The organism is Mycolicibacterium arenosum (assembly GCF_024320865.1).
GTDB classification, from domain to species: domain Bacteria; phylum Actinomycetota; class Actinomycetes; order Mycobacteriales; family Mycobacteriaceae; genus Mycobacterium; species Mycobacterium arenosum.
On the sequence record NZ_JANDBD010000011.1, the window covers coordinates 203,607 to 216,885 of the forward strand.

Below are 13,279 nucleotides of genomic sequence, written 5' to 3' on the forward strand. Positions count from 1 at the left end.
CTAGTCCTTCGCCGTGAGCCCCAGCGGTCCCGCCAGTTCGGTGAGCGTGGGCACCAGCCTGTCCCAGCCGCCCAGCACCTGGATGCAGACGTGGTCGGCGCCGGACGCGAGGTGCTCGTTGAGCCGCGCGGCGATCGCGTCGGCCGTCCCGTGCGCGACCACCGCGTCGATCAGCTTGTCGCTGCCGGGCTTCGCGATGTCCTCGTCGGTGAAGCCCAGGCGCTTCCAGTTGTTCAGGTAGTTGGACAGATTCAGGTAGAAGTCGACGGCACCGCGGCCGACCTCGCGCGCCTCCTCGACGTTCGTGCTGAGCACCACCTTGTGCTCGGGTGCGATGTACACGGTGTTGCCGACGAGGTTGCGCGCCTGCCCGGTGTGCTCGGGCGTGGTCAGGTAGGGGTGGGCGCCCGCGCTCCGCTTGGCTGAGAGTTCGAGCACCTTCGGGCCGAGGGCCGCGACGACCCGCCTACTGGTCGGCACCTTCGCGGCATCCAGCGCATCGAGGTACTCGACCAGCACGTCGTAGGGCTTGCGGTACTCCTCGGTGTGCTCCGGGTGCCCGATGCCGATTCCGAGCAGGAACCTGCCGGGATACGCCTTCTCCACGCGGTGGTAGGCCTCGGCGACCTCCTCGGCCTTCGCCGTCCAGACGTTGATGATGCCGGTGGCGATCTGAAGGGTCTCGGTGGCGTCGAGCAGCGGCTCGACGTAGCTCAGATCGCCCGCGGGTGACCCGCCGATCCAGATCGCCCCGTAGCCCAGCTTCTCGATCTCGACCGCCTGCTCGGTCTTGGGTGTACCGAACGTCCACACGCCGAACCGGCCGAGGTCGGGCTTGTGGGTTACAGCGTCAGTCATGCGTGATCCTTCGTATCAGGAGAGTCCGAGCGGGCCGGCCAACTCGGTGAGTGCGGGCACGAGCTTGTCAGTACCCGTCAGGACCTGAACCGGAACATGGTCGGCGCCCGCCGTCAGATGTTCGGTCAGCCGCGCGGCGATGGCCTCGGTGGTGCCGTATGCAATGACGGAGTCGACGAGCGCGTCGCTGCCCGGCTTGGCCACATCCGCGTCGGTGAACCCCAGGCGCTTCCAATTGTTCAGGTAGTTCGCGAGGTTGAGGTAGATCTCGAGCGCCTTGCGGCCCACCGCGCGCGCCTGCTCGGCGTCGGTGGTCAGCACCACCTTGTGCTCGGGGGCGATGAAGGCGTCCGGCCCGATGAGTTCGCGCGCCTGTGCGGTGTGCTCGGGCGTCGTGAGGTACGGATGCGCACCCGCGCTGCGGCGGGCCGACAGCTTCAGGACCCGGGGCCCCAGCGCGGCGACGACGATGCGGTCCTTGGGCACGCCGTGCTGGTCGAGCTCGTCGAGGTAGTCGTTGAGCGCGTCGTAGGGCTTCTTGTACTCGGTGTGCGCCTCGGGGTGGCCGACGCCGATGCCGAGCAGGAACCGGCCGGGGTAGGCCTTCTCGATGCGGTGGTAGGACTCGGCGACGGGTGCTGCGGCCGCCGTCCAGATGTTGACGATGCCCGTCGCGAGCTGCAGCGAGTCCGTCGCGCCCAGGATCGGGTCGATCCACGCGAGGTCGGCTGGCGGCGAGCCACCGGCCCAGATGGCCCCGTAACCGAGAGCCTCGATGTCCGTGAGCTGCTGCGCGGACAGCTGCTGCCACTGCGAGTAGTGGCTGAACACGCCGAAACGACCGAGCTCGGGTTTGGAGGTGTGAGTCATGATCGGGTCAACCTCCTCCGATCACGCACCTATTCCGTGCCCGCGGCCGACAGCTCACCCGGCGTCGGCGTCAGCGGCGGTGGTGCGACCAGCGGCAGGCACACGATGAAGCGGGTGTCACCGGGCTTGCTCTGCACCGACATGTTGCCCGCGTGCTTCTCGACGACGATTCGCCACGCCAGATCCAGGCCGAGCCCGGTGCCCTCGCCGAACGGCTTGGTGGTGAAGAACGGCGTGAAGATGCGGTCAACGATGTCCTCGGGGATGCCGGGGCCGTCGTCGCAGATCTCGACGCGGATCATCTCGTCGTTCTCGCGTGCGGTTCGGATGGTCAGGGTGCCGTGCCCGTCCATGGCCTGAATCGCGTTGTCGATGATGTTGGTCCAGACCTGGTTGAGATCGCCTGGGTAGCACTGCAATTCGGGCAGCGTCTGATCCATGTCCTTGCAGATGACGATCGGCCTGCCCTTGCCCTCGTGGCCGATCTTCTCGCCGAACATCATGATCGTGCTGCGCAGCAGTTCGTGCACGTTGGCGCTCTGGTAGGACCCGCGGTCCATCTGCGAGTACTGCTTCGCGCCCGCCAGCAGCGCCGAGATGCGCTTGCTGGCCTCGGCGATCTCGTTCATCTGCAGTTCGTTCTCGATGGTGTACTTCAGCCAGCCGACCGCGGCCTGCAGCGACGCCGTGGCGTCGACTTCGTCGACCGAGGCCAGAATGCGTTCGAGCCAATCGGTGTCGAGGCCGGCTTCGACGAACGTCGGCGCGTAGTCCCACGCGCCGACGATGCCGTGATCCTCCAGCCAGTCGCCGATCGCGTCCTCGCGGTCGGACGCCTCGAGTGCGGTCAGTTCGACGGACTGCGACTTCGCGACCTGCTCGGCGACGTCGTCCTGGATCCGGACCAGCACGCGCAACGCCTCCGGCGAGAACTTGCCGTCGGCGAGCATCGACAGCTTGTGCCGCATCTTGCCGACCGTCTCGCGCAGGTTCGCAACGGCGCGCGCGGTGGCTGCGGCCGGGTTGTTGAGCTGATGCGTCAGGCCCGCGGTGATGGTGCCCAGCGCCAGCAGCTTCTCGCGCTGCCCGATGACCTGAGCCTGGCGGCGTCCGCCGACCAGGTGGCCCTCGAGCAGGTGCACCGCCATGGGGAACTGCGTCCGCATGAAGGAGGCGAAGTCATTGGAGTCCAGGACGAAGCACCGGGACGGCTTGGTGAGCCGCACGGACGCCTGATAACTCTGCTCCTCGCCGGGAATGTAGGCCGACCACGCGCCGAAGTAGACACCGCGCTGCGAGGTCTGGTTGGTCTGGATGTCGACACCGCCGGAGCGCTTGGACATGACCAACTCGCCGTCGATCAGAACGTAGAAGCACGTCGCCGGCTCGCCCTCCTGGCTGAGCGGACCCGCCGGGAAGGTGTGGATGCTGCCCGCCTCGCAGAGGATGTCGAGCTGCTCGTCGGAGAGGTCCTCGAACAGGAACAGCGTCCGCAGTTCGTCGCGGAGGCACACCTCGCCATCGGCTTCGTTGTCAGCGCCCATCGTCCTTCGCCTCTCCTACGTCTCAGCCAGGTACCGGTGCACGAGCATGACCGCCATCGAGCCCTCGCCGACCGCGGCGGCCACGCGCTTGGCGGAGTCCGACCGCACGTCACCCGCTACGAAGACCCCCGGAACGCTCGTCTCCAGGTGGTGCGGCGGGCGGTCCAGCATCCAGCCGCTCACCTTCGACACGTCGGGTCCCGACAGGATGAAGTCGTGATCGTCGCGGGCTATTCCCGCCTCTTCCAGCCAGTCCGTGCGCGGCGTGGCGCCGATGAAGCAGCACATGCGGTCGCACGAGACGGTCTCGGTCTCGCCGGTCTGTCGATCGGAGAGCACCAGGCTTGTCAGGCGATCTCCGTCGGCGACGGTGTCGATGACCTCCGTGCACGTCCGCACGATGATGTTCTCGGTGCGCTTGACCCGGTCGACGAGGTACTGCGACATGCCCGCCTCGAGCGACGGTCCGCGGATCAGCATCGTCACCGTCTTGGCCGTCTGCGACATGAACATGGCCGCCTGGCCGGCCGAGTTGGCCCCGCCGACGATGTACACGTCCTCGCCTGCGCACTCCGAGTTGTCCGACACCGAGGCGCCGTAGTAGACGCCGCGGCCGATGTAGTTGCAGGCCGGATCGTCGGGGTCGTCCCAGCAGCCGGTGATGCGCAGCTGCCGGTAGTCGACGCCGGTGGCGAGGATGACCGCCCGTGCGCCGATCGTGGTGTCGTCGTTGAGCACGATGGAATGTGCAGCACCCACGCCGCCCGTCTTTAACCTGCCGGCTTCCTGGGTGGTGATGACCTCGGCGCCGAACTTCTCGGCTTGGCGCCGCGCCGACGTCGTCAGTTCGGCGCCTGAGATGCCGAACGGGAATCCGAGGTAGTTCTCGATCTTCGAGCTGCGGCCCGCCTGCCCACCAGTAGAGGACTTCTCGATGAGCACCGTCTTCAGTCCCTCGGAGGCCCCGTAGACCGCGGCGGCCAGGCCCGCGGGCCCACCGCCGATCACCGCGAGGTCGTACATCTCCAGCGACGGACTCGTGGACAGACCGAGCAGCGTCGCCAGCTCACCATCGGTCGGCGCGACGAGCTTCTCGCCCTTCTCCGTGATGACGACGGGTAGCTGACTGTCGTCGAGGCCCGCCGCCTCCAGCAGCTGCCTGCCCTTGGGCTCGTCGGCGTTCACGCTGCGGAACGAGTACTCGTTGCGTGCCAGGAACTGCCGCACCTCCCACGACCGGTCGTTGTACCGGTGGCCGATCACCTTGGTGTACGGCATGCCGCGGTCGCCGACGGCGCGCCACTCCTCGAGCAGGCCGTCGATGACGGGGTAGAGCTTCTCCTCGGGCGGGTCCCACGGCTTGAGCAGGTAGTGGTCGAGGTCGACGACGTTGATGGCGTCGATCGCCGCGTGGGTGTCCGCATAGGCGGTGAGCAGCACTCGGCGGGCCAGCGGGAAGAACTCCATCGCCTGCTCGAGGAACTCGATGCCGCTCATCTGCGGCATCCGGTAGTCGGCGACCAGCACGGCGACGGTGTCGCCGCGCAACTTCAGTTCTTTGAGGGCTTCGACGGCGTCGGCACCGGATTCCGCACGGATGATGCGGTAGCGCTCGCCGTAGTGCCTGCGAAGATCGCGCGCGACGGCGCGGGAGACCGCGGGGTCGTCGTCGACGGTGAGGATTGCGGGTAAACGGGGCTGGTGTTCGGATCCGGGCATCGCGTATAAGTATGCGCCGCAGGTCCAACGAATATCTTTCCAGCTACCCGGTAAGAACGGCGCATCGCGGAGAGCGAACAGATGGGTGCTGGCAGGACCCGCCGGCGACGATTTTGGGCAGGCCAGCACAGCGAGTACCATGGACCAACGGTGCGGCTTCCGCGCCGACTTTCTGCGTGCTCTCCTCGGATCCCAGGGAATCTTCCCGCTCCGGCTCACGTTTTCAGTCGGATCGAAGGCTGCGCCAGCACGGGCGCAAGAAATACGAAACCAAAGCAAGGATCGTCTAAGAGCATGGCCAAGAAAGACGGTGCCATCGAGGTCGAGGGCCGCGTGGTCGAGCCTCTGCCCAATGCGATGTTCCGCATTGAGCTGGAGAACGGACACAAGGTGCTCGCCCACATCAGCGGCAAGATGCGGCAGCACTACATCCGCATTCTGCCCGAGGACCGCGTCGTCGTGGAGTTGTCTCCATACGACCTGTCCAGGGGCCGCATCGTGTACCGGTACAAGTAACTGCCCGACCAAGTAACTACGAGTCTGAAAAAGGATCGAACAGCCGTGAAGGTGAACCCGAGCGTCAAGCCGATCTGCGACAAGTGCAGGGTGATCCGCCGGCATGGGCGGGTCATGGTGATCTGCTCCGATCCCCGCCACAAGCAGCGGCAGGGCTAGCAGTCGCAGAACTGCAACACAACTGAATGATGACCTCCCAGTACCACTGAGGGCAGACGGCCCTCATCCACGTCCGGCACGGAGGCCGGACCCCGATAGACGGGGAACGGACTGGGATCAGACCTCCGCAACGAAGGAATGACACACAATGGCTCGTCTATTGGGCGTCGATCTCCCGCGCGACAAGCGCATGGAGATCGCGCTGACCTACATCTACGGCATCGGCCGTACCCGCTCCCAGGAGATCCTGGACGGCACCGGCATCAGCCGGGACCTGCGCACGAAGGATCTGACCGACGATCAGGTCACCCAGCTGCGTGACTTCATCGAAAGCAACCCCGACATCAAGGTCGAGGGTGATCTGCGCCGCGAGGTGCAGGCCGACATCCGTCGCAAGATCGAGATCGGTTGCTACCAGGGCCTGCGTCACCGTCGTGGCCTGCCCGTGCGCGGACAGCGCACCAAGACCAACGCGCGCACCCGCAAGGGCCCGAAGCGCACCATCGCAGGCAAGAAGAAGGCCAGGTAACCCCGGATGGCACAAGCGAAGAAGGGCGGCACCGCCGCCAAGAAGGGTCAGAAGACCCGCCGCAAGGAAAAGAAGAACGTTCCGCACGGCGCCGCGCACATCAAGAGCACGTTCAACAACACGATCGTCTCGATCACCGATCCTCAGGGCAACGTCATCGCCTGGGCGTCGTCGGGTCACGTGGGCTTCAAGGGCTCGCGTAAGTCGACGCCGTTCGCCGCGCAGCTGGCCGCCGAGAACGCCGCGCGCAAGGCGCAGGAGCACGGTGTCAAGAAGGTCGACGTCTTCGTGAAGGGCCCCGGTTCGGGCCGCGAGACGGCGATCCGTTCGCTGCAGGCTGCCGGCCTCGAGGTTGGCGCCATTTCCGACGTCACACCGCAGCCGCACAACGGCTGCCGTCCGCCCAAGCGGCGCCGGGTCTAGGGAGGATCTGAACAATGGCTCGTTACACCGGACCCGTCACCCGCAAGTCGCGCCGCCTCGGCGTCGACCTCGTCGGCGGCGACCAGGCATTCGAGAAGCGCCCCTACCCGCCCGGCCAGCACGGCCGCGCGCGGATCAAGGAGAGCGAGTACCGCGAGCAGCTGCAGGAGAAGCAGAAGGCCCGCTTCACGTACGGCGTGATGGAGAAGCAGTTCCGTCGCTACTACGAAGAGGCCAACCGCGTCGCCGGCAAGACCGGTGAGAACCTGCTCCGCATCCTGGAGAGCCGGCTGGACAACGTCGTGTACCGCGCCGGGCTCGCCCGCACGCGCCGCATGGCCCGCCAGCTGGTCAGCCACGGCCACTTCACCGTCAACGGTGTGAAGGTCGACATCCCCAGCTACCGCGTCTCGCAGTACGACATCATCGACGTGCGGGACAACTCGCTGAACACGGTGCCGTTCATCATCGCGCGCGAGGTGGCGGGCGATCGGCCCATCCCGGGCTGGCTGCAGGTCGTCGGGGAGCGTCAGCGCATCCTCGTCCACCAGCTGCCCGAGCGGGCGCAGATCGACGTGCCACTCGCCGAACAGCTCATCGTCGAGTTCTACTCGAAGTAAATAACTTTCGGTCACCCGGCCGAGAGTTGCCAGACGACATCAAATAGCGGGTGTCGAGAAGGAGATAGAAAAATGCTGATTTCTCAGCGGCCCACCCTGTCCGAGGAGAGCTTGGCCGAGAACCGGTCCAAGTTCGTCATCGAGCCCCTGGAGCCGGGTTTCGGCTACACGCTCGGTAACTCGCTTCGGCGCACGCTGCTGTCGTCCATTCCGGGCGCAGCGGTCACCAGCATCCGTATCGACGGCGTGCTGCACGAGTTCACCACCGTACCCGGTGTGAAGGAAGACGTCACCGACATCATCCTGAACCTCAAGGGTCTGGTCGTGTCGTCCGAAGAGGACGAGCCGGTCACCATGTATCTGCGCAAGCAGGGCCCCGGTGCGGTCACCGCCGGTGACATCGTTCCGCCCGCCGGCGTGACGGTGCACAACCCGGACATGCACATCGCGACGCTGAACGACAAGGGCAAGCTCGAGGTCGAGCTCGTCGTCGAGCGCGGTCGTGGCTACGTGCCCGCCGTGCAGAACAAGGCGTCGGGCGCCGAGATCGGCCGTATCCCGGTCGATTCCATCTACTCGCCCGTGCTGAAGGTGACCTACAAGGTCGAGGCCACCCGCGTCGAGCAGCGCACCGACTTCGACAAGCTGATCCTGGACGTCGAGACCAAGAACTCCATCAGCCCGCGCGACGCGCTGGCTTCGGCGGGCAAGACGCTCGTCGAGTTGTTCGGTCTGGCACGGGAACTCAACGTCGAGGCCGAGGGCATCGAGATCGGTCCCTCGCCCGCCGAGGCCGACCACATCGCGTCGTTCGCGCTGCCGATCGACGATCTCGAGCTCACCGTCCGCTCGTACAACTGCCTCAAGCGCGAGGGTGTCCACACGGTGGGCGAGCTGGTCTCGCGCACCGAGTCGGACCTGCTGGACATCCGCAACTTCGGCCAGAAGTCCATCGACGAGGTGAAGATCAAGCTGCACCAGCTGGGTCTCTCGCTGAAGGACAGCCCGGCCACCTTCGATCCTTCGGAGGTTGCGGGCTATGACGTGGCGACCGGCACCTGGAACAGCGATGCAGGCTACGACCTGGACACCGACCAGGACTTCGCCGAAACCGAACAGCTCTAACACAATTCCGTCCCGGCCCTACCTGATACGGGGGCCGGCCCCGAAAAGGAGATAGTCGCCATGCCCAAGCCCACTAAGGGTCCCCGCCTCGGCGGGTCGTCCTCGCACCAGAAGGCGCTGCTGGCCAACCTGGCCACGTCGCTCTTCGAGCACGGCCGCATCAAGACGACCGAGCCCAAGGCGCGGGCGTTGCGGCCCTACGCGGAGAAGCTCATCACCCACGCCAAGAAGGGCACGCTGCACAATCGGCGTGAGGTGATGAAGAAGATCCGCGACAAGGACATCGTCCACGTCCTGTTCGCCGAGATCGGTCCGTTCTTTGCCGACCGCAACGGTGGCTACACCCGCATCATCAAGGTCGAGAACCGCAAGGGCGACAACGCCCCGATGGCGGTCATCGAACTGGTGCGGGAGAAGACCGTGACCTCCGAGGCCGACCGCGCGCGTCGGGTCTCGGGCGCCAAGAAGGCTCAGCCGGTGGCGGCCGCCGCTCCGGCTGCCGACGAGGCTCCCGTTGTCGAAGAGGCCGAGGTCGAAGACGAGGCCATCGAGGACGCCCAGGAAGCCGAGGCAGCCGACGAGGTCGCCGAGGCCGACGCCGAGTCCGCCGAGGACAAGGCTGACGACACCAAGTAGTCGACCAGTGACCATGCCCGCCACCGAATCCGGTGGCGGGCATGTTCGTCTGCGGCTCGACGTCTCCTACGACGGAACCGATTTCGCGGGGTGGGCCGCGCAGACGGGGCAACGCACCGTCGCGGGTGCGATCGACGACGCGCTGTCGAGGGTGTTCCGCACGCCGATCGTCACCAGGGCGGCGGGCCGCACCGACGCCGGGGTGCACGCGACGGGCCAGGTCGCGCACGTCGACGTGCCCACCGAGGCCGTCTCGCTCGCCTACCCGCGTATGCAGCGTGTCGGTGAGCCGGAGTTCCTGGCGCTGGTACGACGGCTGGCCAAGCTGCTCACCGATGACGTCAGGGTCCGTGAGATCACCCGTGCACCAACGGGATTCGACGCGCGTTTCTCGGCATTGCGCAGGCACTACGAGTACCGGTTGTCGACTGCCCCATTCGGCGCCGAGCCCGCCGTTGCGCGCTTCGTCACCGCCTGGGGCCGGCCCCTCGATCTCGACGCAATGCGTGCGGCATCACGGGAACTACTGGGGCTGAACGACTTCGCCGCGTTCTGCCGACCACGCGAGGGAGCGACGACGATCCGCGATCTGCAGCGGCTCGACTGGGAGCGCGACGGTCACGCGATCACGGCGTACGTCACGGCGGACGCGTTCTGCTGGTCGATGGTGCGCTCGCTGGTCGGCGCACTGTTGGCGGTGGGGGAGGGTCGGCTGGATCCCGCGTGGTGTGCCGGACTGCTTTCGCAGACGTCGCGATCGAGCGCGTTCTCGGTCGCGCCGGCGCGGGGGTTGACGCTGGTGGGCGTCGACTACCCGGCCGATGACGAGCTGTCGGCCCGTACCTCGGTGACGCGGGACGTGCGCACCGCCGACGACGTCGAGCGTTAGGTGCGTGCCGAGCCCTAGCACTGTGGTGTGACATGAAAGGTGTTGTGGGTCTGAGCTATCCACAGTCGCTGGTTGATCCACAGGGTGGGGGTGGACTTGTGGTTTCGGGGGGTGGACGCCGGTAGTGTCGAAAGCGTGTTCGATCAGTTCACCGCCGCCGTGGCGGCCGCCCGCACCCCCGGCCAACGGGTCCGCGCGCAGGCGATGCTGGAGAACGCCGCGTGCGCGGCGCGGCTGTCCTCGATGGCCGATCTGCTCGAGCAGGCCCACCGCGCCTCCGGGTCGGCCGACCGCGACCGGTGGCGCTGCGACAACTGGGCCTCGGTGTGCGCCCAGATCGGCGCCGCGCAGACCCTGACCGCGGGCATGGTCAACAGTCTGCTGACCCACGCGGTCGTCCTGCGCGAGAAACTCCCGAAGGTCGGGGCGGTCTTCGCCGAGGGTCTGATCACCTACCTGCTGGTGCGCACCATCTGCCGGCGCACCGCGCTGGTCAAGGACCCCGCCGCGCTGGCCGCGATCGACGCCGAGCTGGCCGCCGAACTCAGGGGCTGGGGTGCGAAGTCACTGGATCAGACCGACGCCGACATCGACGCCCTGATCCTGCGTCACGACCCGCACGCGCTGCGCCGCGTGCAGGACGTCGTGCGTTCCACCGGCGTCAGCGTGGACACCGAGAAGGCCACCGGGGTGTCCCGCATCGAGGCGACGGTGGAGGCGACTGACGGGGCGGCGTTCGAGCGGCGCGTCGAGCTGCTGGCCCGCACCGTGTGCGACCGCGATCCCCGCACCGCCGATCAACGCCGCGCGGCGGCGGTCGGGGCGATGGGCTTCGGCTGGGACCGGCTGCCCTGCATGTGCGAGACCGACGGCTGCGCCGCGGCGAGCCGACCGGCCGTCGGCGGGGTCGTCATCCACGTCATCACCCGCCGCGACACCCTCGACGGCGCCACCGACGACGAGCCGGACACCGAACCCGAACCACCCACCGCACCGGAGCATCCGGAGGAGCGGTTCGACGTCGACCCCCAACCTCCCGACGACGGCGACGAACCACGACCCGACCCCGAATTCGACGTCGAAACCGATTCGCCGAATGGTGAATCCGGGTCGGCGACCGGTCACGGTTCGCCGCAGGCCCGTTACGGGGATCAGTCGTCCCGCGAGGGCACCGGCGAGTCCACGGCCGATCCGGTGTGCGACCCCGAGCCTGAGAGCAGCGCGCCGAGTGACGAATCCGAGCCCGCCGACGTTCCCACCGGGGATCTGACCGCTCAGCGCCGCGGCCTGGTCGGTGAGCAGCCGCGGATGCTGCCCAAACCGTTGCGCGAGTACACCATCACCGAACTCGTCGACGAGGTCAGCGCCGACCGCGGCCAGCACTGCCCCGCCTCACCGGGAATCGTCCTGGGCGGCCCGGTGCTGCCGGCACCGGTGATCGCGCGGCTGGCGATGCACGCCACCGTCACGGACCTGATCCATCCGGGTCACGCCCCACCGAACCGCGCTACCGGCCCTCCCGACAACTCGCCGACTTCGTCAAAGCACGCGATCTGAGGTGCCGACAGCCCGGCTGCACCCGCGACATCGACGACCTCGACCACACCATCCCCTACCCGTGGGGGCCGACGTGCGCGTCGAACCTGGCCGGGTTCTGCCGCGAGCACCACCTGCTCAAGACGTTCTTCCCCGGCTGGTCCAGCGTGCAGTACCCCGACGGGCGGATCGTGTTCACCGACCCCGACGGCCAGAGCTCCACCAGCTATCCGGGCAGCCGACTGCTCTTCGGTGAACTCTGCGAACCCACCGCACCGGCCGCCACCCGCGGGAGTCCGCCACCGAAACACGCCGCGGGCCTGACCATGCCCACACGCGCGATCACCCGAAAACAGGCCCGCGCCAAGCGCATCGACGACGAACGCGAACGCAACACGCCCTGGGCCGAGCAGTACCTCCGCGACAGCATCCCACCGTTCTAGACGCGGCCCGCCACGAAATCGGCCGCCTGGTTGACCATGCCCGCGTCGATGTACGCCGTCGCCGCGTGGTCGGTCCAGTTCTCCTCCCAGGTGTTCGGGTCGGCGGGGTTGCAGATCGGGTCGGCGCCGTGGCACAGCTCGATCGTCCGCTCGCGGTACACCGGACTGAAGGTGCCGATGGGTCCGGCCCACGCACTGCCGTTGCCGAAGACGGCGACCGCGGCGATGTGCCGTTCCATATCGCCCGGCAGCGGGTTCTTGAACCCGAAGAACGAGAACGGCAGCGCCAGCACCACATCCGTCACCGCGGCGCCGAGCGAGTAGCCGCCGAGGACGATCCTGGTGTCTGGGCAGTTGGCCGCCGTGTTCTGCACCCGCTGGCTCATGTCGTTGGCGCCGATGTCGATCTGGTTGTCCGCGGGATACTGGACGGCGTACTGCGACACGTTCTTGCCCGTCTTGGAGCGCAGCGCTCTGATGAAGGCGTTGCCGATCTGGCCGGGGCCCGCGGGCTCGAGCCGCCCGCGCGCGAAGATCACCTCGACGTCGGAGCAGGCCGCGGACGCGGTGGGGACCCCGTGGCCGACGACTGCCGGGGCGACGAACAGGAAGCTCGCGACGAGCGTGATGACGAGTGACGCGGTGACTGGGCGGCGGCTCACGAAATCGACTCTAGCCGAACGATTTGCCGCCGCCGAGGTTACGACGATTACCCGCGGTTAGAGCAAACCGGCGATGAAGTTGGCTGCGTTGTCGGTCGGTCCGCCGGCGTACGCGCGATGGGCCGCCACGTCCTCACCGCTGGTGCAGACCGGGTCGCCACCGTTGCACAGGTCGATCGACCGTCCGCCCCACACCGGGCTGGTCGTCAGCGGGAGACCCAGTTTCGCCGAGGGATTGCCGAACACGGCCAGACCCGCCACGAAGTCCGGGGTGTTGGGCGGCAACGGGCTGTTGAACCCGATCGCCGGAATCGGCACTGCGGCGATGACGTCGATGACCGCGGCACCCTGCGAGTAGCCGCCGAGAACCAGGCGGGTGTTGGGGCAGGAGTTCATCATGAACTGGATGTGGCCGCTGGCGTCGTTGGCCCCGCTCGCCGCGGCGAGGAAGTCGTAGCTCGCCGGGTAGTTGACGGCGTAGGCGCCGACCGACCGGCCGCCGACTTTGCCGCGGAGTTGGTCGACGAACGTACCGCCGACGACGCCGAGTCCGGGAGCCTCGTTGGTGCCGCGCGCGAACACGACCTCGATATCGGGGCAGTCGGCGTTGGCGGTTCCGAGTCCGCCAACGGCGTTCGGCGATAGAACCGGAAGGAGAACGGCCGCGGAGGCCGTTACGAAGGCGGTAGTCGTTGCAAGGGCGAGGCGGCGCAGTCGGCTGAACGTCACACCGAATGATAACCGTTAAGA

Annotated in this window: 16 protein-coding genes; 10 read left to right on the forward strand and 6 right to left on the reverse strand. The window is 67.3% G+C overall.

Translation table 11 applies throughout. From position 1 onward, the window contains the following. The 4 genes from NM203_RS25045 to NM203_RS25060 are packed head-to-tail and all read right to left on the reverse strand — an operon-like array spanning nt 1 to nt 4,991. Nucleotides 1–858 (reverse strand): LLM class F420-dependent oxidoreductase, encoded by an 858-nt coding sequence (locus NM203_RS25045; protein WP_255063292.1) that lies wholly within the window; start codon nt 856–858, stop codon nt 1–3. A gap of 15 nt (nt 859–873) precedes the next feature. Then, nucleotides 874–1,728 (reverse strand): LLM class F420-dependent oxidoreductase, encoded by an 855-nt coding sequence (locus NM203_RS25050; RefSeq protein ID WP_255063293.1) that lies wholly within the window; start codon nt 1,726–1,728, stop codon nt 874–876. Between the two features lie 29 nt (nt 1,729–1,757). Beyond that, on the reverse strand, nt 1,758–3,272 hold the full coding sequence (locus NM203_RS25055) for an ATP-binding protein (protein WP_255063294.1): 1,515 nt from the start codon (nt 3,270–3,272) through the stop codon (nt 1,758–1,760). 15 nt (nt 3,273–3,287) lie between these two features. Beyond that, on the reverse strand, nt 3,288–4,991 hold the full coding sequence (locus tag NM203_RS25060; protein WP_255063295.1) for an NAD(P)/FAD-dependent oxidoreductase: 1,704 nt from the start codon (nt 4,989–4,991) through the stop codon (nt 3,288–3,290). A gap of 294 nt (nt 4,992–5,285) precedes the next feature. Between NM203_RS25060 and infA the strand changes: the two genes are divergently transcribed. From infA to NM203_RS25110, 10 genes are all read left to right on the forward strand, one after another. Beyond that, nucleotides 5,286–5,507, forward strand: coding sequence for a translation initiation factor IF-1 (gene infA, locus NM203_RS25065; RefSeq protein ID WP_003418601.1), 222 nt, complete (start codon nt 5,286–5,288; stop codon nt 5,505–5,507). Nucleotides 5,508–5,552: 45 nt separating this feature from the next. Continuing rightward, nucleotides 5,553–5,666, forward strand: a complete 114-nt coding sequence (rpmJ, locus tag NM203_RS25070) for a 50S ribosomal protein L36 (protein WP_003879483.1) — start codon at nt 5,553–5,555, stop codon at nt 5,664–5,666. A 148-nt stretch (nt 5,667–5,814) separates the two neighbouring features. Next, a complete protein-coding gene (gene rpsM / locus NM203_RS25075; RefSeq protein ID WP_255063296.1) occupies nt 5,815–6,195 on the forward strand; it encodes a 30S ribosomal protein S13 in 381 nt (126 codons plus the stop codon). Between the two features lie 6 nt (nt 6,196–6,201). After that, nucleotides 6,202–6,618 (forward strand): 30S ribosomal protein S11, encoded by a 417-nt coding sequence (gene rpsK / locus NM203_RS25080; protein ID WP_163918913.1) that lies wholly within the window; start codon nt 6,202–6,204, stop codon nt 6,616–6,618. 14 nt (nt 6,619–6,632) lie between these two features. After that, nucleotides 6,633–7,238 (forward strand): 30S ribosomal protein S4, encoded by a 606-nt coding sequence (rpsD, locus tag NM203_RS25085; RefSeq protein WP_255063297.1) that lies wholly within the window; start codon nt 6,633–6,635, stop codon nt 7,236–7,238. A 72-nt stretch (nt 7,239–7,310) separates the two neighbouring features. Next, a complete protein-coding gene (locus NM203_RS25090; RefSeq protein WP_255063299.1) occupies nt 7,311–8,363 on the forward strand; it encodes a DNA-directed RNA polymerase subunit alpha in 1,053 nt (350 codons plus the stop codon). 60 nt (nt 8,364–8,423) lie between these two features. Next, nucleotides 8,424–8,999: a 50S ribosomal protein L17 gene (rplQ, locus tag NM203_RS25095; RefSeq protein ID WP_255063300.1), complete on the forward strand. Its 576-nt coding sequence runs from the start codon at nt 8,424–8,426 to the stop codon at nt 8,997–8,999. 13 nt (nt 9,000–9,012) lie between these two features. Beyond that, nucleotides 9,013–9,888, forward strand: a complete 876-nt coding sequence (gene truA, locus NM203_RS25100; RefSeq protein ID WP_255063373.1) for a tRNA pseudouridine(38-40) synthase TruA — start codon at nt 9,013–9,015, stop codon at nt 9,886–9,888. 135 nt (nt 9,889–10,023) lie between these two features. Continuing rightward, entirely contained in the window at nt 10,024–11,445 is a 1,422-nt protein-coding gene (locus NM203_RS25105) for a DUF222 domain-containing protein (protein ID WP_255063301.1), read from the forward strand. Nucleotides 11,446–11,591: 146 nt separating this feature from the next. Next, nucleotides 11,592–11,867, forward strand: a complete 276-nt coding sequence (locus NM203_RS25110; protein ID WP_255063302.1) for a hypothetical protein — start codon at nt 11,592–11,594, stop codon at nt 11,865–11,867. On the opposite strand, the gene NM203_RS25115 is transcribed toward NM203_RS25110, so the two are convergent. Together NM203_RS25115 and NM203_RS25120 are read right to left on the reverse strand one after the other, a co-directional pair. Then, nucleotides 11,864–12,529 carry a cutinase family protein gene (locus NM203_RS25115; protein WP_255063303.1) on the reverse strand — a complete coding sequence of 222 codons (666 nt, stop codon included), beginning with the start codon at nt 12,527–12,529 and terminating at the stop codon, nt 11,864–11,866. The genes NM203_RS25110 and NM203_RS25115 overlap by 4 nt on opposite strands. 57 nt (nt 12,530–12,586) lie before the next feature. Next, on the reverse strand, nt 12,587–13,258 hold the full coding sequence (locus NM203_RS25120) for a cutinase family protein (RefSeq protein ID WP_255063304.1): 672 nt from the start codon (nt 13,256–13,258) through the stop codon (nt 12,587–12,589). Nucleotides 13,259–13,279: the final 21 nt, after the last annotated feature.